The 26,989-nt window shown below is 34.6% G+C and carries 23 protein-coding genes; 8 read left to right on the forward strand and 15 right to left on the reverse strand.

The annotated features are described in order from the left end of the window. Positions 1–22: 22 nt before the first annotated feature. The 8 genes from gdhA to EZJ43_RS06010 form a co-directional block, all read right to left on the reverse strand. Positions 23–1,366: an NADP-specific glutamate dehydrogenase gene (gene gdhA / locus EZJ43_RS05975; protein WP_133261773.1), complete on the reverse strand. Its 1,344-nt coding sequence runs from the start codon at positions 1,364–1,366 to the stop codon at positions 23–25. 321 nt (positions 1,367–1,687) lie between these two features. Continuing rightward, positions 1,688–2,956 carry a carboxypeptidase-like regulatory domain-containing protein gene (locus tag EZJ43_RS05980; RefSeq protein WP_243718047.1) on the reverse strand — a complete coding sequence of 423 codons (1,269 nt, stop codon included), beginning with the start codon at positions 2,954–2,956 and terminating at the stop codon, positions 1,688–1,690. 41 nt (positions 2,957–2,997) lie between these two features. Further along, complete coding sequence (locus EZJ43_RS05985; RefSeq protein ID WP_133261774.1) at positions 2,998–4,221, reverse strand: carboxypeptidase-like regulatory domain-containing protein; 1,224 nt, start codon at positions 4,219–4,221, stop codon at positions 2,998–3,000. A gap of 273 nt (positions 4,222–4,494) precedes the next feature. After that, the gene (gene recN, locus EZJ43_RS05990; RefSeq protein WP_133261775.1) at positions 4,495–6,147 is read right to left on the reverse strand and encodes a DNA repair protein RecN; all 1,653 of its coding nucleotides are present in this window, start codon (positions 6,145–6,147) and stop codon (positions 4,495–4,497) included. Between the two features lie 91 nt (positions 6,148–6,238). Then, positions 6,239–7,135 (reverse strand): type IX secretion system protein PorD, encoded by an 897-nt coding sequence (gene porD / locus EZJ43_RS05995; protein ID WP_133261776.1) that lies wholly within the window; start codon positions 7,133–7,135, stop codon positions 6,239–6,241. Continuing rightward, positions 7,132–8,328, reverse strand: coding sequence for a bifunctional phosphopantothenoylcysteine decarboxylase/phosphopantothenate--cysteine ligase CoaBC (gene coaBC, locus EZJ43_RS06000; protein WP_133261777.1), 1,197 nt, complete (start codon positions 8,326–8,328; stop codon positions 7,132–7,134). Before coaBC ends, porD begins: the two co-directional genes overlap by 4 nt. Positions 8,329–8,390: 62 nt before the next feature. Then, a complete protein-coding gene (locus EZJ43_RS06005; protein WP_133261778.1) occupies positions 8,391–8,720 on the reverse strand; it encodes a DNA-directed RNA polymerase subunit omega in 330 nt (109 codons plus the stop codon). Between the two features lie 12 nt (positions 8,721–8,732). Beyond that, positions 8,733–9,650 (reverse strand): outer membrane protein assembly factor BamD, encoded by a 918-nt coding sequence (locus tag EZJ43_RS06010; protein ID WP_133261779.1) that lies wholly within the window; start codon positions 9,648–9,650, stop codon positions 8,733–8,735. 312 nt (positions 9,651–9,962) lie between these two features. On the opposite strand from EZJ43_RS06010, the gene EZJ43_RS06015 reads away from it, so the two are divergent. The 8 genes from EZJ43_RS06015 to EZJ43_RS06050 all read left to right on the forward strand — a co-directional run bounded on the left by EZJ43_RS06015 (position 9,963) and on the right by EZJ43_RS06050 (position 17,561). Next, positions 9,963–10,898 carry a glycerophosphodiester phosphodiesterase family protein gene (locus EZJ43_RS06015; protein ID WP_133261780.1) on the forward strand — a complete coding sequence of 312 codons (936 nt, stop codon included), beginning with the start codon at positions 9,963–9,965 and terminating at the stop codon, positions 10,896–10,898. 102 nt (positions 10,899–11,000) lie between these two features. Further along, positions 11,001–11,711, forward strand: coding sequence for an ATP-binding cassette domain-containing protein (locus EZJ43_RS06020; protein ID WP_133261781.1), 711 nt, complete (start codon positions 11,001–11,003; stop codon positions 11,709–11,711). Between the two features lie 4 nt (positions 11,712–11,715). Beyond that, positions 11,716–12,246 carry a hypothetical protein gene (locus EZJ43_RS06025; protein ID WP_133261782.1) on the forward strand — a complete coding sequence of 177 codons (531 nt, stop codon included), beginning with the start codon at positions 11,716–11,718 and terminating at the stop codon, positions 12,244–12,246. A gap of 35 nt (positions 12,247–12,281) precedes the next feature. Beyond that, on the forward strand, positions 12,282–13,007 hold the full coding sequence (gene gldF, locus EZJ43_RS06030) for a gliding motility-associated ABC transporter permease subunit GldF (RefSeq protein ID WP_133261783.1): 726 nt from the start codon (positions 12,282–12,284) through the stop codon (positions 13,005–13,007). Then, positions 13,007–14,683 carry a gliding motility-associated ABC transporter substrate-binding protein GldG gene (gene gldG / locus EZJ43_RS06035; RefSeq protein WP_133261784.1) on the forward strand — a complete coding sequence of 559 codons (1,677 nt, stop codon included), beginning with the start codon at positions 13,007–13,009 and terminating at the stop codon, positions 14,681–14,683. The genes gldF and gldG overlap by 1 nt, the downstream gene beginning before the upstream one ends. Positions 14,684–14,713: 30 nt before the next feature. Beyond that, positions 14,714–15,838: a DNA polymerase III subunit beta gene (gene dnaN, locus EZJ43_RS06040; protein ID WP_133261785.1), complete on the forward strand. Its 1,125-nt coding sequence runs from the start codon at positions 14,714–14,716 to the stop codon at positions 15,836–15,838. Positions 15,839–16,228: 390 nt separating this feature from the next. Further along, the gene (locus tag EZJ43_RS06045; RefSeq protein ID WP_133261786.1) at positions 16,229–16,807 is read left to right on the forward strand and encodes a DUF4397 domain-containing protein; all 579 of its coding nucleotides are present in this window, start codon (positions 16,229–16,231) and stop codon (positions 16,805–16,807) included. Between the two features lie 70 nt (positions 16,808–16,877). After that, positions 16,878–17,561, forward strand: a complete 684-nt coding sequence (locus EZJ43_RS06050; protein ID WP_394343219.1) for a VTT domain-containing protein — start codon at positions 16,878–16,880, stop codon at positions 17,559–17,561. A gap of 70 nt (positions 17,562–17,631) precedes the next feature. Here the strand turns inward: EZJ43_RS06050 and EZJ43_RS06055 are convergent, their stop codons facing one another. The 7 genes from EZJ43_RS06055 to EZJ43_RS06085 form a co-directional block, all read right to left on the reverse strand. Next, entirely contained in the window at positions 17,632–18,588 is a 957-nt protein-coding gene (locus tag EZJ43_RS06055; protein ID WP_133261787.1) for a zinc dependent phospholipase C family protein, read from the reverse strand. Positions 18,589–18,848: 260 nt separating this feature from the next. Beyond that, positions 18,849–19,928, reverse strand: a complete 1,080-nt coding sequence (locus tag EZJ43_RS06060) for a DUF695 domain-containing protein (RefSeq protein WP_243718048.1) — start codon at positions 19,926–19,928, stop codon at positions 18,849–18,851. Between the two features lie 8 nt (positions 19,929–19,936). Further along, positions 19,937–21,160, reverse strand: a complete 1,224-nt coding sequence (locus EZJ43_RS06065; RefSeq protein WP_133261789.1) for a DUF3999 domain-containing protein — start codon at positions 21,158–21,160, stop codon at positions 19,937–19,939. After that, on the reverse strand, positions 21,147–23,558 hold the full coding sequence (locus EZJ43_RS06070) for a DUF2339 domain-containing protein (protein WP_133261790.1): 2,412 nt from the start codon (positions 23,556–23,558) through the stop codon (positions 21,147–21,149). Before EZJ43_RS06070 ends, EZJ43_RS06065 begins: the two co-directional genes overlap by 14 nt. 182 nt (positions 23,559–23,740) lie before the next feature. Further along, on the reverse strand, positions 23,741–24,169 hold the full coding sequence (locus EZJ43_RS06075; RefSeq protein WP_133261791.1) for a hypothetical protein: 429 nt from the start codon (positions 24,167–24,169) through the stop codon (positions 23,741–23,743). 260 nt (positions 24,170–24,429) lie between these two features. After that, entirely contained in the window at positions 24,430–26,286 is a 1,857-nt protein-coding gene (hscA, locus tag EZJ43_RS06080) for a Fe-S protein assembly chaperone HscA (protein ID WP_133261792.1), read from the reverse strand. 160 nt (positions 26,287–26,446) lie between these two features. Beyond that, on the reverse strand, positions 26,447–26,980 hold the full coding sequence (locus EZJ43_RS06085) for a hypothetical protein (protein ID WP_133261793.1): 534 nt from the start codon (positions 26,978–26,980) through the stop codon (positions 26,447–26,449). Positions 26,981–26,989 lie beyond the last annotated feature (9 nt).

The raw sequence follows: 26,989 nt of genomic DNA on the forward strand, positions 1-26,989 counted from the left end.
ACTTTTAAGTTTTGCTTTATTTTTAAACTACACCTTGTTCTAGCATGGCATCGGCAACTTTTACAAATCCAGCAATATTTGCGCCTTTAACATAATCAATGTAGCCATCTTCACCAGTACCATATTTGATGCAAGATTTATGTATTTCATTTACAATTACTTTTAACCGCTCATCTACTTTTTCTCTTGTCCAGTTATAGCGTTGTGCATTTTGCGACATTTCTAAACCCGATGCTGCCACACCGCCAGCATTGGATGCTTTGCCAACACCTAATAACATCTTTGCATTTTGGAATGCAGTAACTGCTCCAGGTGTACACGGCATATTTGCACCCTCACTTACACAGATACAACCATTTCCAATTAACGCTTGGGCATCGCTCTCATTCAATTCATTTTCAGTTGCGCAGGGCAATGCGATATGGCCCTTTACATTCCAAGGGCGCATACCTTCAAAATACTTCGCATTTGGATATTGCTTTACGTATTCGCTAATTCTACCACGCTTTACGTTTTTTAGCTGCATAATGTACGCTAATTTCTCTTCGTCAATACCTTCATCATCTAATATAAAACCAGTAGAGTCTGACATTGTAATAACTTTGGCGCCCAATTGCCTAGCTTTTTCTGCTGCATATTGCGCCACATTACCAGAACCAGAAATCAAAATAGTTTTACCGCTAAAGCTATCATCGCGGGTTTTTAGCATGTTCTGCGCAAAATATACATTGCCATAGCCCGTAGCTTCTGGTCGAATTAATGAACCGCCATAAGACATGCCTTTGCCAGTTAAGACACTAGTAAATTCATTTTTGAGTTTTTTGTACATACCGTACATGTAACCAATTTCTCTGCTGCCCACGCCAATATCACCAGCAGGGATATCAGTATTTTCGCCCAAATGGCGAAACAATTCTGACATGAAAGACTGGCAAAAGCTCATTACTTCTCTGTCAGATTTTCCTTTTGGATCGAAATCTGCGCCACCTTTACCGCCACCCATTGGCAACGTTGTAAGTGAATTTTTAAAAACTTGTTCGAAGCCCAAAAACTTTAAAACGCTCAAATTTACAGATGGATGAAAACGTAATCCACCTTTATATGGTCCGATGGCGGAATTCATTTCCACTCTAAAACCTCTATTTACTTGTATTTCTCCATTGTCGTCAAACCAGGGCACTCTAAACATGATTGTGCGTTCAGGCTCAATCATTCTTTCTAGTAATTTTTTCCCTTGATACTTGGGGTTTTCTTCAATAAATGGAATAATAACTTCTGCCACTTCACGAACAGCTTGTAAAAATTCTGGTTCGTTAGCATTGCGCACCTTAACGTACTCCATAAAGGTCGTTATCTTATCTTCCATTGGTTGTTGTTTTAGATTTAGTTACTTTTATCGATGTCAAAAGTAGTCAAAATCCATTTTTTATTAATATAAATTTAATGGATTTTCATTTTTTTGGATGTATTTATGAATATTTCAATAAACCGATGATTTTTTTGTATGCTTTTCTGTGTTTTAAGGCAGACATAAGCATTTGTTGAGAAAATGATTATTTTTCAGGTACGCACATGAGTTTTTAAATCGAATGGATGATGTTTTAGTATTTAATAGCGTTACAAAAGGAGAGATATTCAGAATCACTGATAGAGGATTTAAGGCTTTATTTCGTCGCGCTCATAATTTTTATTTCTTCAAAGGCACATAATCCATAGGCACCATATCAGCCACTTTTTCATAAGCCCAAAAACCTTCATATAAAAGCGATTTAGAATCATAAATACCACCGTTCTCGTAGAAACGAACACCTGGTTGCATTAAATTCACTACGGAGATTTCATAATCTGGAATATCCAGCGGTCGAAAAATCCAATAGCCACTGTTCGAGTATGCCAACGATTCATGCTCTTTTGTGTATTGTACGCAAAGCGCATCTGTATAACTTAAATACCGCAAATTTTTATTTAGGTAATGTACTAACGTATCTGCAATAACTTCTGCGCGACTAAATTTATCAATAAACTTAGGCATCTCTAACTGTTTCGTCCAAAAGGCAACCAATCCTGTGTCAATTTTTCCAGCTACTTTTCTTATACCTGTTTTCTCTCTTAAAGTTTTAAGTTGAGTTAAATTTTGATTGATTTGGTAATCTGGATATCGATTTGGATTGGGTATTTTTACAATTTTACCAATAATAAAACCCTCCTCTTTAGTTGTACCTTGAAATAGCGATTTAAAAAAATGCTGAGACGAACCATAATAAGCTATTTCACGATTGGCAATATATTTTTTTCGTTTATTGGCGCCATTTTTCAGTTCTTCGAAAGTGGGGTGGCCCGAATAATAAATGGTTCTCGTTCTACTGTTAAATTCAAAATAATCAAGCATGTATCTAATCCGATAGCCCAGCGCCTTATTCTCGATTATTAAAAATTCGTTAGTTTTAACGGTTAATAAACTTTTTGTGGGGTCGTAATCAACAATAAGCACATTTGGGTTTTTGATTTTTGTTTGTGCCGAATTCGGAGTTTTACCAATAAACATTTCTATAAATTGAGCAACATACTTAGCTCGATTGGGATCTGCTCGTATCACAACCTCATCTAACTGTACTGCATTTTCTTTTAAAACCAAATTAACCTGTACAGATTTATCTGAAATGATAACATTTTTAGAGAAAGGTAAATAACCCACCATTTGAACGAGTAAATCGTAATTGCCGGGTTTTAGATTATTGATTCTAAATTTTCCATCATTATCGGCCACTGTTGCAATTTTGTATCCGCTAAGGTAAACTCCAGCACCCGGTAAGCCGTCTTTTTGGTCGCGAACTATTCCACTTATCGAAAAGGTATTTTGAGCATTTGCTTGTACACCTAAAAATAAAAAAACGAGGGAAACGAGCAACTTTTTAACCATGGGTGCGAGTGTAATACAGAAGTTTTTTAGCTGCATTTGATACCAATTTTAACATTTTAAAAAAAGGTAATGATTTTTTAAGGCATATAATCAAGCGGTAAACTATCTGCAATTTTTTCCCAAGCCCAATAACCCGAATGACGCGAACTTCTTGGATTAAATATGCCCCCATTTTCGTAAAAATAAATTGGAGCTACTAACATCTTTAACAATGAAATTTGCACATTACGAAGGCTGGGAGGCCGTAGAAACGGATTAACTATCATTTTTTTATACTGTTTGCTTTCTAGTTCTTTAGTGTAAATGATGTATAAAATATTGGTAAAATCGATTTTCTTGGCTTGATTACTATAAACATGTACTAACGTATCAGGTAAAACCTCAGCTAGATCTAACACACCATTACCTTCACTACCTTTAAATATTGTGTTAGGTGGGGTTGCATTTCCAAGTAAATTGGATTTTTTTGCGCCTGGATAGATTAATTTAGGAGAAGTTAAAAGACCTAAATTAGTATCTGCTAAGCTATCAATTTGATCTTCAATTGTTTGGTTTAAAATCAGTTTGTTAATAATAAATCCTTCTTCTTTTGAGGTATTATTAAAAAGTGATCGATAAAAATGTTGTGGAGAACCTCTGAAGGCTTTTAATCTTTTTGCAGCCCATCTTCTCTTTTGATTGTCTGATCCTGACATATCTTCGTAGTAAGGGTATCCCTCATAGTAAACCACTTTCGTTATATCATTGTATTGAAATAGTTTGATTAGGTATTTAATTTTATAGCCTAACGCTTTATTATTAATTACTAGAAAGTCATCATCTGTTTTAACTGTAAGAATGCCACTATCCCTATCAAAATCAACCCTCAAAATATTAGGGTTCATTATTTTACAGTCCTTAGCGTTTTCAGTTAAACCAATAAAATAAGCTTTAAATACTCTAATATACCTTTCTCTATTTGGATCAGCGCGTATTACCACTTCATTAAGCCGAACAACATTTTCTTTTAAAACCAAAGTAACCTCGACCGATTTATCTGAAATGACTACATTTTTAGAGAAAGGCAAATAGCCAACCATTTGAACGAGCAAATCGTAATTACCTGGTCTTAAATTATTGATTATAAATTTACCGCCATTATCGGCAACTGTTGCAATTTTGTACCCGCTGAGGTAAATTGCAGCGCCGGGTAAGTTGCCTTTTTTATCGCGGACTATTCCACTAATAGAGAAAGTGTTTTGAGCGTGCGCCTGAACACCTAAAAATAAGACGACGAGGACAATGAGCCAGTTTTTAGTCATGGGTGCTAATGTAATAAATGCGTAGCTTTTAAATTATAGTTTTGGTGTTTTTAAGCTTTTTTAACATTTAAGGGTTTTGTAGATTCTGGTTTAGTACATCACAAAAATTGGAATGCTTTTTTCAACCACAAAAGGTACAAAAAAGAGCGAATAAAAACACATAACAGCTACAATCTCCATGCTTATCCAATTCTTTAAACCGCAAAACTTCTGTGTTCTTGGTGCTTTTTGTGGTTTAATTTTTTTCAGGTGCTAAGAGATTTATATTAGTATTTACCCCAACAACTCCTTCGCATTTTCTATTGCAGATAGTCCTGGGTTTTTGCCACTCAACATTTCTGCAATAATACCAATTCTTTCTTCTTGCTTAAGTTTTTTAATACCAGTGGTTGTTTTGCCTCCATCTTCATTTTTATATACAAAATAATGCGATTCTCCTTTTGCTGCAATTTGCGGTAAGTGCGTAATAGAAATTACTTGCATATTTTTACCAAGTTTGGCAATTACCTCGCCAACTTTAAGTGCAGTTTCGCCAGATATTCCGGTGTCTATTTCATCGAAAATTATTGTAGGTAATGAAGTATGTTTTGCCAGTAGCGTTTTAATAGCTAACATTAATCTTGATAATTCTCCTCCTGATGCTACCTTATTAACTGGTGCAGGTGTTTGCCCGGCGTTGGCGGTAAACAACAAGGTAATTTCATCTAAGCCATTTTTATCTAATTCTTGCCCTACCTTTTGAGAAAGTACTAATTTTGCACTCGGCATCCCTACTTTTTTTAAAGTATCGGCAGTTTGTTCCTCTACAACTTTTATTGCTTTTTTACGGTTTAAGCTTAATTCATTTGCTTGCTTTGTAAGTGATGCCCTAAGTTTTTCGATGTCTTTTTGCAACCTTTCTATACTTTCATCGCTACTCAGAAGTTTGTTTAAATTGTTTTCTAATTGTTCTTTCAGTTCAATTAAACCTGTGTTGTTTGCAACTCTATGTTTTTGTTGTAAAGAATATAACAGATCCAAACGTTGGTTAGTAGCCTCTAAACGTTCGGCGCTATGTAAAGTATCGGCTTCTATTGTCGAAACTTCGGCAGCAACATCATTAATCTCGATGATTGAAGAGCGTAGCCTTTCAAAAAGTGTATTAATTGCGGGGTCGAATCTTTCAATTGCCTGTAACTGTAGTTGTGCTTCTTTTAGCATTTGTATGGCAGAAGGTTCGCTATCTAACAATAATCCTGATGCCGTTAATAATGCCCGTTTTATTGTTTCTGCGTGTGTTAACCGCTCGAGTTCTTGCTCCAAATCTTCCTGCTCATGCGCTGTTAAATGCGCTTGCTCTAACTCATTAAATAAAAATTGTTCATAATCTTGCTTGCTTCTCGCTTCATTTGCATCCTCAATTAATTTCTTCAGTTTGCTGCTCTCTTGTTTAAGCTTTTTGAAACCGTTGCGGTAGGTAGAAAGAAGTGTAGTATGATTGGCTAAAGAATCTACAATTAACAGTTGAAATTCTGTATCGTTAATCTCCTGTGTGGCGTGTTGAGAATGAATATCAATTAATTTTTCCCCAATTTGTTTTAGTATTGATAAATTTACAGGGGTATCATTAATAAACGATCTTGTTTTTCCATCACTAGAAATTTCGCGCCGAAGCGTACTTTCGTTTAAAAAGTCAACATCATTTTCTTCAAAAAAAGTTTTCAAACGATCATCAAGTAACAAAAACGAACCTTCGATTACACATTTTTTATCTTGGTTAAAGAAATATTTACTTTCTGCCCGTTGCCCTAAAATTAGCGATAATGCACCCAGAATGATCGATTTTCCAGCACCAGTTTCGCCAGTGATGATATTTAAACCTTTATCAAATTCAATATCAAGACTATCGATTAGGGCGTAATTGCGTATAGAAAGTTTTTGTAGCATAGAAGACGCTAAAATACTAAAAAGTTAATTCATCAAGATGCTGTTCATTGTCAGCATTTAAGAAAATAGCAAAGAAAATGAAAACAAAGGATTAATTTTTCTTTAAGCCTTCATATTTCCCAATATTTGCAGGATCAATTTCGGTAAGCATGTTGTATGCTTTAATTTTTTCTTGAGGATTCAATTTCGAAAGGATATTGGTCACTTCATCTGCCTTAGAGGCGAAATATACATTTGGAAATATTGAGCCTAACTTTTGCTTATCCATCTGTTCTAATGCGGGCAAAGCGGCTACAATTTTGCTCAATCCTTTATTGTTATCAGTAAGTTGATCCAAGCCGTTTTTATGGTATTCATAAATGAATTTTCTCAACTCAACAAATGATGGATTTAAAACATTTTCGTTAAACCAAAAACGGTTTCTCAATCCGTCTGCAGCTTTCCAACCAGCATTGGAAGATGTTTGCGCTAAATTTATAATGTTTTTTGCTTTTTTAAAATAAGCAGTTCCACCCAAATTGCTAAAGCTATCTTTGTCTAAGCCAATAATGGTGTAAGCATAATAGGTAAGCAATGCACTTATATTGGATACATAATTTTGTTCAGAATAATCGATCGTAGAACCATCATTATAACTAAAATCGAAGTTTTTATCGGTCGTATTAATCATCGTACTGTTGTACGAACTATTAAATACGGGTCTGCTACTTTGAATTTGTGCATCTGCAACATAGCCCGAGCCACCATCCCAATTATTTATGGTAATGATGAAATTGCAATCAATACGTTCTTGTGGTTGATAGCTTTCTGTAGTGAATTTATTGTTATTTAAAAAATCGCGGATCGTTTTCTGCAAAGCTTCTATCGAAGATTTATTTAGGTTAGAAACCTGTGGCGCCAAAACTTGAACCCTTGCATTTAATTCTTGGGCATTTAACTGCACAAAAGCAAAGCATAACAACAATAAACACGCAATTTTTTTTATCATTTTAAGAGTTTTAAAATAGCATTACAAATATCTTTTGCCACTTCGGTTTTATTTTTCACCTCAAAAGTAGTGCTTTCAAATGCTTTGTTAAAAATAGTAATTTTGTTGGTGTCTGATTTAAAACCAGCACCTTCGTCATTTAAAGAATTTAGCACTATTAAATCAAGATTCTTCTTTTGTAGCTTACTTTTGGCATAATGCGCTTCATCATTGGTTTCTAACGCAAAGCCTACCAAAATTTGACTTTTATTTTTGCGTTGCCCCAATGTAGCCAAAATATCGATTGTTTTTTCTAATTCGATGTTGAAGTTTGCATCCTGTTTTTTTATTTTTTGGGTGGCAACTATTTTGGGTTTATAATCGGCAACAGCAGCACACATTACTGTAATGTCTGCAACTGTAAAAACTTTACTGCATGCATTAAACATCTCTTCTGCGCTGGTTACATCAATTCTTTGCAACTGCGATTGTGCTTTTTGATACGATGGACCTGCAACAAGTGTTACTTCTGCGCCCAAATTTGCTAGCTCATCTGCAACGGCGAAACCCATTTTTCCAGAAGAATGGTTGCCTATAAAACGTACAGGATCAATTGCTTCGTAGGTTGGCCCAGCTGTAACCAATGCTTTTTTGCCAAAAAGTGGTGCATTCCGTTTCAAGGTTTCATCAAGAAAGCTAATAATTTCTTCGGGTTCAGCCATACGGCCTTCGCCAAATAGGCCACTCGCTAGCTCGCCACTTGTCGGCGAAATTACTGCATTACCAAAACTGGTAATTTTTGTAATGTTTGTTTGTGTGCTTTCATGTTTCCACATGTCTAAATCCATCGCTGGCGCTACATAAACGGGACACTTAGCCGAAAGATAAACTGCGGTTAAAAGATTATCGCAAATACCGCTAGCTAATTTTGCCAATGTATTTGCGCTAATTGGTGCAATAATAATTAAATCAGCCCATAGGCCTAATTCAACGTGATTACTCCATACGCCAGTTTCTGCCTCAAAATATTGTGTAAAAACAGGGTTTTTAGAAAGTGTCGCAAGGGTTAATGGTGTAATGAAATTTGCACCATCGGGGGTAAGTATAACCTTAACGTTTGCACCAGCTTTCACTAAAAGTCTAACCAAAAAGGCCGATTTATAAGCTGCGATACTGCCGCAAACGCCAAGGATAATGTTTTTATTTTTAAGCATAGCTCAGTTACTAAAGTTTTTTGAGCAAGAGAATAAATTTGGCCAAAGCCAAATAGTTCATTTTAAGCTTTTTGTTCTTTAGCTGGATTTCTGTGATAAATTTTGTCATTCAAAAATTCATCAATTGCTACTAAAACTGGCTTAGGCATGCGCTCATAGTGCTTGCTTATTTCAATCTGCTCGCGATTTTCGAAAATCTCTTCTAAATTATCGTTACTCGAAGCAAATTCTGCAAGTTTACCGTGCAATTCCTCTTTCAGGTTATTCGAAATCTGATTTGCCCGTTTTGCAATAACCACTAAAGATTCATATAAGTTATCAGTAGTTCTATCTAAATCGTGTACGTTTCTTGTAATCGTTGTATTAGGTACAGCAGGTTTGTTAGTATTCATGTGTTAATTGTTTTATTTCAGTGTTTGAACTGTAGTATCTTTAGTTTTAGAGTCGCTTTTTAGCATCTCTTTGTATTTAGCTTCTTGCATGGCGTAATCTGCTAACTCTTTTTTAGTTATGATTAGGCCATTATCAATATCCTGCTTTAACTGTTTCGCATCTTTCATAAATTTGCTTTCAGGATGATTTTCGGTAAACTCCGCATAAAGTGCACTCGCTTCATTGTAACGATCTTCTTGACGAACAATATAACTATTTTTTGCGTACAAATATTGCGCTTTAATCATTAAATAGTCCATTTCCTCGGCATATTTAATATCTGGATAATCACGTTGTGCATTTTTAAGTGCAATAACTGCCGATCGGTAATTATCAACATTACTTGGTCCGGTGGTTAAATAAAGTTTTGCATTTTCAAATGCTTTATCTTCCAATTTTCCCCTTAAATCGGCAATGTATTTACTTGCCGAAGTTGCGCGCTCGCTAGTAGGATATAAGTTGATGAACAGTTGCAAGGCATCAATCGCCTTATAGGTATTTTCTTGATCTAATGAGAAAATTGGAGAATCTAAATAATAGCAATAAGCGCCCATATATCTAGCTTCCTCTGCATTTCTACTCGCAGGATAAGTATCGGCGAAGCTTTTAAATTGATATCTTGCAGTGGTATAATCGCCTAAACGATAAAGGGTATATGCGTAATAATAGTTCAAATCTTCAGCCTCTGCACGGCCACGGTATTTTTGAGAAAGATCTTCAAAAAGCACTAATGCCTTGCTATAATCTTTTTTGTTGTACAAACGAAGGGCTTCTTGATATTTTTTAGCAACATCATTACTGGCTCTAAGTTTTTCGAACCGACTTTTACAAGCGGTTAAACCCAAAGTGGCAATAAATACTAAAATAATTAAGTGTTTAACTTTAAACATGCTGCAAAGATAATTAATAATACGATAACATCAATAATAAAACAATTGGGCGCTAAGCTATGCAAAGCATTTCAGTCCCATCAAGCCGTTAACAATTTTTAACATAATTTTTTATAAGCTTTATATATAGGTTAAAGCAGGCGAGGAGACCGACAATTAGCTTTCCATTTTATTTAAAGGTTAGTGTAATCAACAAGCTTTAAAAATTATTTTTTTGGCTAATTAGTGTAGCCGACCGAGTCATTCTTAAAATTATAACATAGTTTAATGTTTTGGCGTGTACAATTAACCAAATTAATCTATTTTTGGAAGATGAAATTTTTGGTAATATTATTTTGTTCTATTATGCTGTTCTTCTCATCGTGTAAGCGCGATGTAAAAGTTCATCATTATATAAATTTCGAATCAGTTAATCAACTGCAAAGTTTTTTAAACTGGTCGCCAGAAAAGCGTTATCCATTATTTAGTGCGCACAGGGGAGGACCAATGCCAGGTTTTCCTGAAAATTGTATCGAAACTTTTCAAAATGCAACTACCTTTCAGCCGGTTGTAATAGAATTTGATATTGCATTTAGCAAGGATTCGGTAATGGTTATTATGCACGATGATAATTTAGATCGCACATCCACTGGCAAAGGTCCGATAGGAAATTACACTTATCAAGAGTTGCAAAAATTTAATTTGAAAGATAACGATGGGAAGGAAACCAATTTTAAAATTCCGACGTTAGATAGTGTGTTAAGTTGGGCAAAAGGAAAGGTTTTGTTAACAATCGATTTAAAAAAGGGCGTTCCGTATAGTAAAGTAATTGAAAAAGTAAGGCAATATAATGTAGAGAATTGCTCAATTATAATTACCTATACTGCCAATCAAGCGCAAGAAGTTTACAGGCTTGCACCAGATTTAATGATTTCTGCCTCGGTACAAAAGAAAGCAGAACTAAAAAGATTGAATGATTTGGGTATCCCGAATAATAGAATTGTAGCTTTTGTTGGCGTTAGCGCACCAAACAAAGAATTTTATAAGTTTTTGCATGATAAAGGAATTACCACCATTTTAGGTACAATGGGTAATATTGATAAAAGCTCAAAAGCCAACCCTGATAAAAGAGTGTATTACAATTTAGTAAATGATGGCGCTGATATTTTATCGGGTGATAATTTAAAACAAACTACTGATCAATTAAATAAATTTAGGTATAATAAGGGTTTGGTATTGAAGGAAGTCAGTAAGTCTGAGAGTCAGTAAGTCAGAAAGACCGAAAGTTGGAAAGGTACCGAAGACAGAAAGTCGAGAAGTTGACCAACAAACTAACCACCCAACAACTAAAAACCCAACCAAACAACAAAAATGAGTATTTCGGTCAAAAATTTGTCTAAACATTTCGATAAGCAGAAGGCGGTTGACCTTATAAGTTTTGAGGCGAAGCCGGGCAGGATTTTAGGTTTTTTAGGACCAAATGGTGCAGGTAAATCTACAACAATGCGAATGCTTACCGGATTTTTAGCACCTACTGCCGGGGAAATTTCAATCTGTAATGAAAACATACTTTCTAATCCCGTTACGACAAAGCAAAAAATTGGCTATTTGCCAGAAAACACCCCTTTATATACAGATATGTATGTTAAAGAATTTTTAGAATTTGTGGGTGAGACTTACGGATTAAAAAATTTAGTTAATACCATAAATGATGTGGTTAAGCGCGTTGGTTTAACGCCACAGCAACATAAAAAAATCAGCATGCTAAGTAAAGGCTATCGGCAAAGAGTAGGTTTAGCGCAGGCCATTATCCATAATCCGCAGGTTTTGATATTGGATGAACCGACATCTGGATTAGATCCTAACCAATTGGTTGATATTAGAGCGCTTATAAAATCGCTCGGGAAAGAAAAAACAGTGGTGCTTTCTACCCATATTATGCAAGAAGTTGAGGCTATTTGCGACGATATTATCATCATTAACAATGGGAAGTTGGTTGCAAACACTTCGTTAGAAGATTTAAAAGAAACGCATTATCCTTTATCATTAGAAGAAATTTTTAAAAAACTGACTTTAGATTAAATACATGAAAGCAAAATTTTTGATTCTCCTATTTTTAGTATTTGGTTTTAAAGCTTACTCGCAACATAAAAATATCAGCGTTGGGCCAGAAATTAATATTCCATCAGGTAACGCATCAAACATCGTAATTATTGGTTTTGGAGGATATGTTAAGGGCGAGCTGGGCTTATCGCAAAAGTTTTCCATCACAGCTACCGGAAGTTTAACTAACTTTTTGGGCAAGAAATTTTTGGGTATTAGATCGCAAAATTTAACATATTTGCCCGTGCGTTTGGGCGTAAAGTATCATCCGAGCGAAAATTCTTATTTCGAAGGGCAAGTTGGTACCTCATTTCCAGTAAGTGGCGATTCCAAAACAGCTTTTGCTTGGTCGCCTGGTTTAGGTACGTTTTTAACAACACAGAGTGGCAATAAACTCGATTTTAGTTTAAGGTACGAAGCACAAACTACAACGGTGCAAAATACTCAACTGAATAAAAGTTATTCAAGTTTCGGTTATATTGGATTGAGGTTTGGATATGTTTTTGGAAACTAACTTTTACGCATACCTTATTCATATTTTAATAGCACATGTACGCAGTTTTTAAGAGAGAATTATTTAGTTTTTTAAACTCAATGGTAGCCTACATTACCATTGGCGTTTTTTTACTGGTTTCAAGTTTGCTGTTGTGGTTTTTTCCCGATACTTCCGTTTTAGAATACGGTTACGCCGAATTGAGCGGTTTTTTCAACTTAGCGCCTTATCTTTTTATGTTTTTAATACCTGCAATAACCATGCGTTTATTTGCCGAAGAACGCAAAGAAGGCACTTTTGAATTGCTAATTACTAAACCCGTAACACTTTGGCAAATTATCGGCGCCAAATATTTGGCCAGTTTAGTCATTGTACTTTTCTCATTAATTCCCACTTTGGTGTATTTTTACTCGGTTTATCAATTGGGCTATCCTACCGGGAATATAGATTCTGGTGCAGTAATTGGTTCTTATTTAGGATTATTTTTGTTGGGAAGTGCTTTTACTGCAATCGGTATTTTTGCTTCATCGCTTACTAAAAACCAAGTTATTGCATTTGCAGTAGCTGTGTTTTTAAGTTTCTTCGCTTTCAGCGGATTTGATTCCATCAGCAAAATTATTTCACTACAAAGTTTTGAAAGCACCATTGTAAATTTAGGTATTAACGAACATTACTTATCCATTAGCAGAGGCGTTTTAGATACCAGAGATTTAATCTACTTCATCAGCTTTGCTGCATTCTTTTTATTATTAACCAAGCTAACCATGGGAGGACGCAAATAATGTTGAAGAGTAAAAAGTGGCTAGGCGCTATTGCCGTGATCATTGGTTTAATTGTTTTGAATGTAGTTGGTCAGTATTTTTACCACCGTTTCGATTTTACTAAAGATAAACGATTTACGCTGACGCAGAAAACTAAAGATTTATTGCTTAAAAATAAAAAGCCAATTTTAATAACTGTTTTTTTGAATGGCGAATTGCCACCAGCTTTTAAGCGTTTGCAAGCCAGTGTAAAAGATTTGCTTGCAGATTATAAGGCATATTCTAGTGTCGAAATAAAAGTAGTTTTTGTAGATCCACTTGCAGATTTAAATGGTGCACAGCAAGATACCGTGGTTAATAATCTTTATCAAAATGGTATCGAAGCCACAAATTTAAGTGTTAAAACAGATAATGGTTTAACTCAAAAACTGGTTTTTCCTATGGCAATGATAGAGAGTGATGGGAAACAAATACCAGTAAAACTGTTTCAAAATTTACAAGCAGGCGGTAATTATGAAGAAAACATTAATCGCTCCATCGAAAATTTAGAATATACTTTTACATCGAGCATAAAGAAAGTAATTAATGGAAGTAATCCGCGGATTGGTTTTACAGAATCAAACGGCGAACTTTCTGATTTACAACTTTATGATGCCATGCACACCCTTTCTAATAGTTATGAGGTTGGTAGAATAAACTTAAAAACAATCGATAAAGCTGGTTTAGATAAACTGAAATTAATGATTATTGCTAAGCCTACAATTCCTTTTACCGAAACTGAAAAATATAAAATTAATTATTTTGTGTTAAATGGTGGACGAGTAGTTTTTAGCTTAGACCAAGTAAGCGCCGATTTAGATAGTTTGCGTGGCAATAGCGACCAAATGGTTTTTAACAATAAGCTCAATTTAGACGATATGCTATTTATGTACGGCGCACGGATAAATTATAATGTTATTGCCGATGCAAACTGTGCCGAAATTCCGGTTGCTACGGGTGGCGGAGCCGGACAAATTCAACTTGCACCTTGGTTGTACTACCCTATTTTACAGGCCGATACGATAAGCACATTAGTTAAAAATTTAGATGGTATTAAAGCCGAGTTTGCCAGTACAGTAGATACAATTGGCGCTAAAAACGTTGTAAAAACATATATTTTGAAAACTTCGAGCTTTAATAAAGTATTTAATGTGCCAAAATTGTTTAGCTTGCAAATGGTAGCCGAACAACCTGATCCAAAATCATTTTTAAATAAGCCACAAAACGCTGCAGTTTTGTTAGAAGGAAACTTTGTTTCTGTATTTGAGGGTAGGCCATTGCCAGCAGGAATTGATCAGCCATATACCAACAAAAGCATTAGCGACACTACAAAATTGCTGGTTATTGGAGATGGCGATATTTTTAAAAACCAGGTAGTAGCTAAAGATGGCTCGCCATTGCCCTTGGGATTTGATCGTTACACACAAAAAACTTTTGGAAATAAGGCTTTTTTGTTAAATATTGCCGATTATTTTACGGATGCCGATAATTTAATCGCACTGCGAAATAAAGAGGTTAAAATAAGGCTATTAGATAGGGCCAAAGTAAAGTTAGAAAAAACAAAATGGCAATTTGTAAATATAGTAGCGCCTTTGCTATTGTTAATATTGTTTGCAATTTTTCAACATTATCGCCGTAAGTACAAGTACGCCAGATAATTTTTATATTTTTGAAGATAAACTGATAACATGAGATTTATAGTATCCACATCAACGCTATTAAAACACTTACTAACTGTAAATGGTGCATCGAGCAGCAGTACAGTTTTACCTATATTGGAAAATTTTTTATTCGAAATAAAAGATGGAAACCTAACTATTTCTGCTACGGATTTACAAACGAGCATGACTACTGCTTTGGCTGTAGAATCAAAGGAAGAAGGAAAAGTTGCCGTACCATCAAAAATATTATTGGATACTTTGAAAACACTTCCCGATCAACCTATTGCTTTTAATATTGATGACACTACGTTCGCAATTGAGATTAGTGCCGGAGATGGTAAATACAAATTGAGTGGCGAAAACGGAGATGATTTTCCAAAAATACCTGTTGTAGAAAATGCTTCATCGGTTAATTTGCCGGCATCGGTTTTAACAGAGGCAATTACAAAAACAATTTTTGCAGTAAGTAACGATGAGTTGCGCCCAGCAATGACTGGCGTTTTCTGTCAGCTTTCGCCAGAGCACATTACTTTTGTGGCAACAGATGCACATAAATTGGTTCGTTACCGCCGTATGGATAGCAAGGCTGATAAGGCAACTTCGTTCATTTTGCCAAAAAAAGCTTTAACGCTTTTAAAGGCCGCTTTACCATCAACTGATATTAATGTTTCAGTAGATTATAATGCTACCAGTGCTTTCTTTAAGTTCGAAAACATCAATTTAGTTTGTCGTTTGATAGATGAGCGCTATCCTGATTATGAGGCCGTTATTCCTACAAATAATCCAAATAAATTGGTTATTGATCGCAGTTTGTTTTTAAATACGTTGCGCAGGGTGGTTATTTTTGCTAATAAAACCACACACCAAGTTAGACTTAAAATTAATGGCAGCGAGCTAAATATTTCATCAGAAGATTTAGATTTTGCTAACGAGGCACACGAACGTTTAAGCTGTCAATATGATGGCGAGGACTTAGAAATTGGGTTTAACGCCCGTTTTTTAATAGAGATGCTTGGTAACATTAGTGGCGATGAAGTAACACTCGAACTTTCTACACCAAATAGAGCGGGTTTGTTAATCCCTCAAACAAACGATGAAAACGAAGATGTTTTAATGTTGGTTATGCCAGTAATGCTGAATAATAGCTATTAGTGCTACAAATTACGAGTTGTGGGTTTTGAGTTTACTCATATAGCCTATAACTTTTAAAAATAACTTAAATTTAAAATGGCTTGGTTTTAACTAAGCCATTTTTTTTGAATATTTATAGCAATCAATTTTAAAGATTAGCGTTTGATTGCAAACTTCGAGCCCATATAAATGGTGTTTTACTTTTTTAAAGGTTAATCCATTTTTTAATTAACGCCTAATTAAAGGTTTTTACCATTACCTTTGTAAAAGGAAATTTGATTTTTTATGCGCAAACCTAATCGTCTATATTTAAAACTACTGTTCATAATTGGCTGTATTTTATTGCTTAGCTCGTGTTTTAAAAATAAAAACTTAATTGAGGGAGACGCTAAAATAAGGTTTTTTAATAACGTGATTGGTTCTTCACCCCAAATATTTTCTATAAATGGCAGTTTAACTACCGATGGCAACAATGCTTATGTAGATAAATTTGGCGTACGGTACGGTGCAAATACGCAGTATTTAATTGCACCGGGTAACCAAACTTTTAAAGTTTTTGTAAAGGATGTAAACGCAAACGACCCACACACTACGGGCGATTTGTCGGTAGAAATTGGAAAAAACTATTCTGTATTTTACACTAAAACGAATGTAAATGATTCTTCGTTATTTGTTATAAAGGAGGATTTAACGATTGATACGGCTAAAACCAAACTACTGTTTGTAAACTTGGGTTATACCTTAAAATCGAGAGTTGTTGTTCGCGACAGCTTAAAAACTTTTACTAAAACTTTGGGGTATGGCGAAAAATCAGATTATCTGTTTTTAAACTTTGCCGTCAAAAATAAATTGTATTTAAATTTAGTCGATTCTGTTGGTGTAGTTGACTCCATTAGTGCATCTAATTTTAGTAAAGGTAAAATTTTCACCATTTTAATAGATGGCACCAATATTGGCAAACTTAAAGAACGCTTAATTTCTAATAATTAAGTCACGAAGGGAAGTTTGCACCCATAATCCTAATTATATTTATACTTTTATTAATCAAACTACATACACTTTGGAATTTTTCGATTTATTATTACAACTTCTTACCAATACTAAAGCTACTTTAGAGCAGATTATGCAGGATTATAAAACCTGGACTTACTTAATCTTGTTTATTATCATTTTTGCCGAGACTGGCTTTGTGGTTACACCTTTTTTGCCTGGCGATTCGATGTTATTTGCTGTTGGTGCATTAGTTGCAGGCGAAGGCACTGGGTTAAATATTTGGGTAATGTTGGTTTTGCTGATTATAGCGGCAATTACCGGTAATTCGCTTAATTATCATTTAGGAAAGTACTTTGGAATAAAAGTTTTTAAAGAGGATAATAAAATTCTGAAATTAAAATATTACCATCAATCTCACGAATATTTTGAAAAACATGGTGCTAAAGCGATTGTTTTTAGTCGTTTTTTACCTATTGTGAGAACGATTGCACCATTTGTAGCAGGCGCTGCCAGAATGTCGTTCGGTAAGTTTACCTATTATAATGTAGTTGGTGGTATTGCATGGATTACCAGTTTATTATTTGCTGGCTATTTGTTAGGCAAAATCCCTTTTGTAGAGAAGAATTTTGAAATATTAGTATTGGTTATTGCGATAGGGACTTTTCTTCCAGTAGTTTATGCAGCTTTAAAATCGATGTTTACTAAAAAACCGATTGAAAAGCAGATTGAAGCTGAAACAAAAAAGGATTAATTTTACGCACATTACTTATTTATTGGATGAGTATATAGTTGAGTGTGCTAATCAACCTAAAACTGAACCGCTAAATTTCCCTACCGATAACTTTTCCTTTTATAAATTTATTTTCAATCTCAAGATTTTCTTTCCGCTCTTCGGGATCAAGGTCTGTTTTAACCAAGTTTTTTAAAACAGGTTGACCAGCATCTACCCAAGCCGAGAACCAAAAACAGCCAATTTTGAGTATTGAAGAACGCATTTGCCTTTCTACCATGCTATCCATTTTATCGTGGTATGCCTTTGAATAGGCTAAAGAGTATTGTTTTAGCACCACATTGTTCCTTTCAGAGAAACTATATTTTTGATCTGAAGGAAATGAAGCGTTAAGGTTGGCTTCGAAATTTAAAACAGTATCTACCAATGTGTTTGTATGTTTTACAATTTTCCAAGCTTCTTTTAGCGGGTTTTCTATGTAAGTTGCTCTGCCAACAATGTAATTGTAATTATTGGAGAATAATTCGGGTAAACGACTTTCCCAGAAAGCATGTATGCCAACCTGATTGGTTAGTTGACCATTGTGATTACTCGTGGTGTGCAGTGGAACGTGAGCATCTGCAATGTAATGGCCAAGCTCTGCAGATATTTTCAATATACGCAACGAATCGTGCGTTTTAAAAGCTTTTACTAAGGCAAAATAACTGCGCTGAATTTGCCAAGGTACAATTCCGTTTTCGCTTAGTTTCTTTTGACCGTATTTTTTTAAAGCATTATCCCATTTTTCGGGTATCGAATCTATATTTTTTTCGTAATTTTCTACATCTAAATAATGTCGTGGTGCTTCTAATGTGTCGGCGTACCTTCGTTTATCGGGATCAACGGCATGTTCAGTTATGTACTTGACGTTCTTTTTATAGAAACCAATCATGCCATTGGGTAAGGTAAACACGGCTAAGTGATTAATCCGCTGATGCGCAAAAAAGCCCCAAGACGTACAGAAAATGGTAGGGATGATCAACGCAGTTATAATCGTTAATCTTTTCATAATTGAAGATAGGGAAAGCTTTGGTTAATCTGGTATTTATTTTTAGAAAATATCCGATTTAATGGGTTTTTAAAATTTTCAACTTATTAACAGCCAGATAGTAGGGTGCTCGAATCAGATAGCTATCGGATACTTTAAATTAAAATAAAATTACAAATTAAACTATTGGGTTTTCAAAGTAGGGAAGCAATCTTCTTTCATTAAATTAGTTTAATGAAAGGAACTTTACAGGTTAAAATGATTATGTATTTTGATAAATGTTAGTTTTGGATAAATCTATTAAATGACTGCCAATATTTATCCTTGTAGATTTTGTAAGCTATTTCTAAAGCTGATGACTTTTTTATTTCGCTCATTAATTTCGATGGTTTTCTGAAATCTTTGCATGCGAAAAAGATTTCTCTAATTCCTTCTGCGGTTTCCCTTCCAATGTTAAGGTAACCTTCCGAATCTTTTAATGACAGTAAAATTTTATCTTCCAAATCATTTAACAATTGATAATTCTTTTTATCAGGCAGGCCATTTTCGTCGGCACTATATTTAACCTCAATGCATAAAATCCAAGGATGTGATGCTTTCGAATCCCATTTTAGTAAGTCGGAATTTACAAGCGCTAAAAGTGGGTTTCCATTTTCTAAAGTTCCCTCCAACATATTATGGCTGTCATTTTCAGTATGGTGTTTAATGCCGATATATTTTTCGACAAATTCCTTTTCACGCCAAATTAAAAAATCTTTTAGTTTCTCAATCGGTATTAGTTCTTTCTGGACTTTATCTTTACCAATAACTTCCAAATTATCAATTGTAGAAGCAAAATTGAGTTCTCCTAAATAGTTATCAAGAAAAATATAAGTCCCGTTTGTGACTATGTCTCTATTTTGTTCGTTAAAATTATCGTTTACAATGGATAAATTAATTTCGTCTGGATATTCTGAATCTTCGGCGTAATAAAAGCTTAAGTTTTCTTTATTAAATTCATATCCAGCCATTATAATGTTAACGTTTTCGATATCTAACGCAGGTTTTAGCGCTGTAAATATCCAGCCATCTAATTTTGGCGCTGATGCAACAAGTTCCTCTACAAAAACAAAATTAGCTATTGCGCCATCGGCAGTAAACACTAATTCTGCGGTGTTATCGTTCACCATGCCGGTGAGAAAAAAATATCCAGCCCTTAATTCTGCTAATTTAGGAGATAATTTACTAAAGAATTTTTTTTCAAAATCGCCACGTTCTTTAACCACTTTAAAGAAAGTTTTTTCGTTCTTAACGAACCAACTCCAGAAATCTTGATTGGTTTCGATTGGCTCATCATTTGTCTCAAATAATTTATTTAGCATACCCATTGTTAATCCCTCAGCATTTTAAAAGAGAACCATCCTAAAACAAAGATTATTATTCCCATTAAAGCCCAAAGCCAACTTTTATTCTCAAATAGTGGTTTTTCTATTACGATAGAATACGACGGATTTTTTTCTTCTTTTCCTATATTTATTTGCGTTAAATTACTAGGAATTTTATTTTCGAAATTAGTTATTTCATAGTTGGGGTTATCTGCATTTGGGTTATCGTAATACAAGGCGTATTTTGAATCTAAATCATCAAAACGGGCAATTATTTCATAACTGCTGCCAAAAAGTTCAACACCTTTAAAGCGTAAGGGTTTGTTGTCATTGTTCTGAATATCTATTCTTAGAAACTTTACAATCGTATTCGGGAAGTTAAACTGTGTTTTCTCTAAAGAACTTAAAGTACCCTCATAAAGTGGCATGAAATTATATTGAGTGCCTTTCTCAGATTCGAAACTTTCAGTAGCATATCTAATTTTTATATTTCGGTAAAAATCGAAATCACTTTCTACATTTAACTTTAAACTGGAAATAGGAGATGCGTTTTTCAATGCAATCTCAATGGAACTTCTTTGAGCGGCAACATCGTTAAATAAATTATAAGAAGTATAATTAATCTTCTCGGCATTGCCGCTCACCGTATCCATTTTAGAAATTTTAGCCTCTAAATTTTCAGGTTTTAAATCGCTTTTAATGGCAATTCTAAAGTATTGGTATTTAGAATCGGGGAATGATAATTTAGAAAATTTATAATCCGTATCGTTGTTTTTAATGCCTAAAATGCGGTAATTTTTCAAAATGGAAAACCAGTTTGTATTGTCATTACTACCTTCTAGCATTACCCGCCAATCGAAATTAATTTGGTTAAAATCTAAATCAATCTGATTAATAATACTCGCTTCTTTTAATTGAAAGGTATAAAAATAACCAGTGCTATTTTCGCTTTGATTAATCTGTTTAAAATCAATGGATTTATTGGTGATTTTATCTTTTCCCTGCTTTAAAATATAAGGTACTTCGGTTGTATCCTTTCCTTTTATGCCGAAGATTCTTAAATCTGCAAAATCAGCACTTTGGTGTTTATACAAGTCGTCGGGCAGTTTCATGGTATGCCAAACTGACTGAACGCCAGTTATTTCTCGTTTAAATTTATAAGATTTTGTTTGCGCTTGAACACCCACAAATCCGATTATTAATAGGGAGAGGAGTCTAATCTTCAGCATCTGCATTTTCGATAATTAAATGTTTGTATTTGTTGTATAAGAAAGAAATGAAAAGTAGCAATACGCCTAAAAATATAAATAACGCAGTTTTAGCAATCGTATCTAAATAGGAAACATCGTAAATAAATAATTTAATTAGCGTTATGGCGAACAAAATTATTGCACCAATACGCAAGTGTTTCTTGTTCTTCCATAATCCAATGCAGATTAGGAATAAAGAAAATGCACCCCATAAAACACTGAGTCCTAATTTATAGCTTCCCTCTAAATAGCTCAGCGAAACTACGTTTACCAGCTCACTGCTTAAAATCCATAATAAAGTGATATAGAAAATATAATCGAAAGCTGTTTTTGGCCATTTTTTTAATAAATCTGATTTGGAAAGCTTGTAAAAACTCCAAACTAACAGACCAAGAAAGGCAATGGAAATATACCTGATGTAAATGTTAATTGCACCATTTTTAAAATATACAACTTCTTTATAACCCGATTGATTTAAGGATAACGAGCTATCTGCATATTTATATGCGTCTCTCAATTCGCTTAAATTCCATAATCCGAATGTTAAAAACGCAACAATAACCAATAAGTTTAATGCAACATTTGCTAAAGCAAGTTCGTTATTTCTTAATTTTTTGAGGTTTAAAATGGTTAAAGCGGACACGAAAAACAGTGTGTAAATAAAAATCAAAGCAGTTTTTAACTTTTCATAATTGTAGTTATAGACAAAGTTTGCAAATTCGGCTTTCGCATTTGGCGTTGTATTAATTTTAGTGAGTTCGAAAAGGTTGTTAAAATGTTTCGCAATTTCTATACTAAAGGTAATGTAGGTTACAAACACTAAAATAGATGGAATTGCGTAAGTTAAAATTTGTCTGATCCAAATCCATTCAGCAGGTTTTTCTGTTTCTTTACTACTGATTTTCAACATCCAAATAAATGATGCAATAAATATACAGCCGGTTAAAAAACCGACATTTAAAATGGGTTTTACAATCGGAACGTTGCCGTAATAGTCGGCATAGCTTAACCAATCTTGTGCTAAACTGAAGAAAGCTAAAAAGATGAGCGGGAAAGAAAGCTTTTCGTAAATGGCGATATTTTTAACCCGCGCCAAATAGAATAATACGGCAGCCTCAACTGTCCAGAAAATAGTTACCCAACCGCCATCTAATTGTACCGGTACTGCCATGGTTATAAAAGTAATCACCATTGCCAAAATCAAATAAAATAGGTTTCTATCTGCAAGTTTGCGCTTATAAATAATTACAGCCACTACAAAATGGACCACCGCATTGGCTAGGGTAAATAATCCTAAAAGTTCAACGCTATGTTTGTTATCGGCTAAAATGAAATAGCCAATGCCGTAATAAATGAATGAATTTAAGAGTAGTAACACAACATCACTTAAGCCAAAAACCTCTTTTTTAGATACTTTGTAAGCTAAATTTGTGATGTAGAAAATAAAGAAAAATAGTGTTGAGAAAAGTAAAGAGAGACTGAAGAAATTGTTATCGGATGGTAAATCTAATCGCCACGCTAAAAAAATGATCCACGTCAAACCAAAAGAAGCATAGAATAACGGTTTCCAATATTTTTTAAAGCTTAAAATTAAAATGCCAATGTTAATAATCGCTATGTACGTAAACAGTACGCCGGCCTGTCCAGACCCATTGCTTAATAGAAAGGGTACTGCGTAAGCACCAACTAAGCCAATGTGTGCAATAACCTGTTTATTGTATTTAATGGCGGCGACAATTGTAAATGATGTAAAAATTACCATGAGCGTAAAAGCCATGGCCTGCGGAATTAACTTGTAAAAATCGAACGCCGCATAGGTAATAAAATACATTATGGCAATTGCACCGCTCAATAAAACTGCAGAAAAACTTTCGTATTTTGCTTTAAGTTTTATTGCAAAACCCATTAAGCCAGCACCAACTAGGTAACCAAGTATAATTCTAGTAAGCGGACTAACCATTCCGTTTTCAATGGCATAATTGGCGCCAATTGCTACGCCGATAATCAAAATTAAGATACCAATTTTGTTGATTAGGTTTTCGCCAATAAACTTTTCGAAGCTAGACTTTCCTAAGTTTTCTCTCTTAAACTGATTTGTAAAAGTTGGCTGTTGTGCAGGTTGAGCGAAAGTAGGAGGTGCAATAACTGGCGGAGGCGTATTTTGATTTGCAAAGCTAGGTGGTGTATTCCGCTCAGGAAAAACAACCAATGGCTTTTGTTCTATGGGCTTTTGTACTGCCGGAATGGGCGCACCGCCAGATTGTAATTGGCGGACTTGATTTCTTAATGTTTCAATTTCAGATTCGAAACCTTGTTGCCTAAGTAATAAATTCTCTAACTTAATTAAAAGCAAGTTCAATTGTTCAGAATTATTCATTCAGTATTTTTAGTTGTTTGTTGTATCCTTTTCTAATATACACAAAAAGTGTACCCAGTAATAAATATAGGAATGAAATTTTGTAAAGCAGTTAAGGTTAGTTAATTTAATTGATTAGATTATGAAAAGTTGTTGAAATTGCCTTCCTAAATTCGCTTAATCTTATTGTTGATACTTTTTCTTTAATTTTCTAATTTACCCAAATTTTTACAGATCACTTCAAGATCATCATTAGTATAATCAAAGTTTGTTACATTGATTTTGAAATAATTTCCATTTTTCAAAGTAATCAATAAGAGTTTAGGCTTGTACCTACTATAAATGGAGATAGCTTTAACACTTTCGATTTCAGCCCATTTATGAGTGCCCTTTTTTATGAATGTGATTTCAGTTTCGTCTGCAATTATAGCATAAACATCTTCTTGAGATTTTATGTGCTTTAAAATGAATACCATATAAATGGCAAATAGAAAAATCATAATTATAGAAGAGACTAAATAACTAACCTTAAAAACTCCTGCTATGCCGAAAAATATTAAGGGAAATATGCAAAATGGAACGATGATGAAACTAAGATTTTTGTTATCCTTTACTTTTAGTTTACTAAGCATTGGAAAGAATTAAAAAATATGAATTGCCAAATTGTTTGAAGATAACATTTTTTTGAATGGAATTACCTAAATGCAACCCAAGTTTATTAAGATTTGCCAGAGTAAAATAAACCCGATTGCAGTGGAAACCAAAAGCTTTTTCTACTTTTGTTGGAACAAAAAGCGGGACTGCTATAACTAAAATGCTTCTGTACTTGGTTTTCTAAATATTATGAAAAAAGCTTGTTTTCACCGATTATCGCCATCTTCAACTTGCCAATTTATTCTATCTTCTTTCCCTTCATGGCGGTAGAAATTGCTGCATCCATCACACGCTCGGCAAACGGACGCGTAAATTCGTTCAATTCATCATTTTTCTTAAGAATGGTATCTTTATCCGCAGTTGCTAAAGCATCGCTCAAAGCATTTATATAAACTTTAGTTTGGGTAATCTCCTCTTCGGTTAAATGTTCTACATGTTTTTCGATGAAACGTTCTGCAGTATAACGCAACTGCTCGCCTTCGCTTCTGGCTTCGATTAACATACGTTGTTCTACATCGCTTTTGGCATAGGTGATGCTGTCGATAAGCATTTTTTCAACCGTGTCATCGCTCAAACCGTAGCTTGGCGTGATTTCAATTTCTTGTTTTACGCCCGAACGCAACTCGATGGCTTGAACGGTTAAAATTCCATCGGCATTTAGCAAAAAGTTAATATCTACTTTCGGTAAACCTGCGGGCATGGCCGGAATGCCTCTTAAATCGAACTCCGCAAGTTTGCGGTTTTCTTTAATTAAATCGCGTTCGCCTTGGTAAACGGAGATTTTCATATTCACTTGCCCATCAATAGAAGTGGTATATTGGCGACCGGCTTTTGTGGGGATTTTACTGTTGCGAGCAATAATTACATCCATTAAACCGCCCATTGTTTCGATACCTAAAGATAGTGGAGTTACATCCAACAACAAAATATCCGATCGGTTTCCAGCCAAAACATCAGCCTGAATGGCCGCACCAAGTGCCACAACTTCATCGGGATTGATGTTATCTTGAGGGGTTTTGCCAAAGAATTTTTCGACCTGTTGTTTTACAAAAGGCGTACGTGTAGAACCGCCAACTAGAATCACTTCGTCGATATCGTTTGCAGATAAGTTAGCATCTTTTAATGCGTTTTTACAAGCGGTAATGGTTTCTTCAACCTGCGCAGCTATCAATTGCTCGAACGTTTGCTTATCTAAGGTGCACCAAATTTCGCCAACTTTTTCGTTGTAGAGATTTTGAGAAGACAATGCTTTCTTTGCCGATTCGGCCTGTAAGCGCAAGGTTTGCATCAAAATATTATCTTCGGCAATTATCTTAATATCTAAGTTATTTTTTTCAATCCAATGGTTTAAAATGGCCCTATCAAAATCATCGCCACCTAAATATGTATTTCCATTTGTGGCCAAAACCTCAAAAATTCCGTTCTGGATTTGAAGAATAGATACATCAAAAGTACCACCACCTAAATCGTAAACGGCAATGGTTTTTTGTTGCGATGGATCTAAGCCAATTCCGTACGCTAAACTTGCTGCGGTTGGTTCGTTTACAATACGCATTACATCTAAACCGGCAAGTTTGCCTGCATCGCGTGTGGCTTGGCGTTGACTATCGTTAAAGTATGCCGGAACGGTAATTACCGCTCTATTTACTGGCGTTTTAAGTGCATGTTCGGCCCGGGTTTTAAGTTCTTTTAAAATCTCTGCTGATAATTCAATCGGGGTGTAAAAGCGATTTCCGGCTTTAATTTTGACCAACGCATCGGTATCATCATCAATTATTTTGTAAGAAAAAATGGTAGAATGGTCGGCAACATCGTTATACGAACGCCCTAATAATCTTTTAACCGAAAAAATGGTATTTGCAGGATCGGTTGTTAAAAATTCTTTGGCCTCGTTACCAACAATGGCTTCGTTTTGACTGTTGAAATGCACCACAGATGGTACCAATAAGCCTTTGCCCATGTCGTTTATTACCTGTGGATTTTTATCGGGATTGATGAAAGCCACCAAACTATTGGTTGTACCTAAATCGATACCGACTATAATTTCTTCCTTTTGAAACGAACCTGTAGCAAGGTTAATTGATATTTTTGCCATGTGCCAAATTTACAGAGATTGTTGGGATATTTTGATGTTGAAATGTTTTAATGTTGTAAAAAGGTTGGATTGAAGTGAAGGCTTGAGAAATTGAGCATACGTAAAGGAATATCGAAAACCCATTTAGCGGTTCGGTATTTTTAACTCGTTCATCGTTTTTTCATTCTTCGTCGATGTACGTATAAGTGCGGTCTAATTTGTAGCGATATTTTTTTTTGTCGAATTTAAAAACTGTAATTCGAAGTTTTGAAGGATTATAAGCCTCGATTTCTTCGGATGATTCAATAGTCCATAAACCGTTTTTTTCTACTTTAAATTCCATATTTTTCAAATAGTCCATAAAGACTAACTTGTAAAAATTATTGTATTGCTTTAAAAATAAACCGTACATACAACCTCCAGTTCCGCATGCACCCAAATTTACCAATACATCTTTTTTATGGTCTGCATTAAAGTCGCCAAATTTAACGGGTGCTGTTTTTGCTGATTTATCAGGGAATTTAAATCCTGACTTTTTCGATGGCGTAATTTTTACATAATCCCCTTTTGAGTTAAAGTCGAGTTTAAACAAATCTTCTTGTGTTATTATTTGCTTATGTTGTTGAGGATTTGAATTACGCTCAAGAATTTTAGTTTCGGGCTTAGTGTACCAAGAAATAAAATATAGTAGAATAACGGAAATGATAGTTTTCATTTTGTTTGT

It is taken from the genome of Pedobacter changchengzhani, assembly GCF_004354365.1.
Classification (GTDB): domain Bacteria; phylum Bacteroidota; class Bacteroidia; order Sphingobacteriales; family Sphingobacteriaceae; genus Pedobacter; species Pedobacter changchengzhani.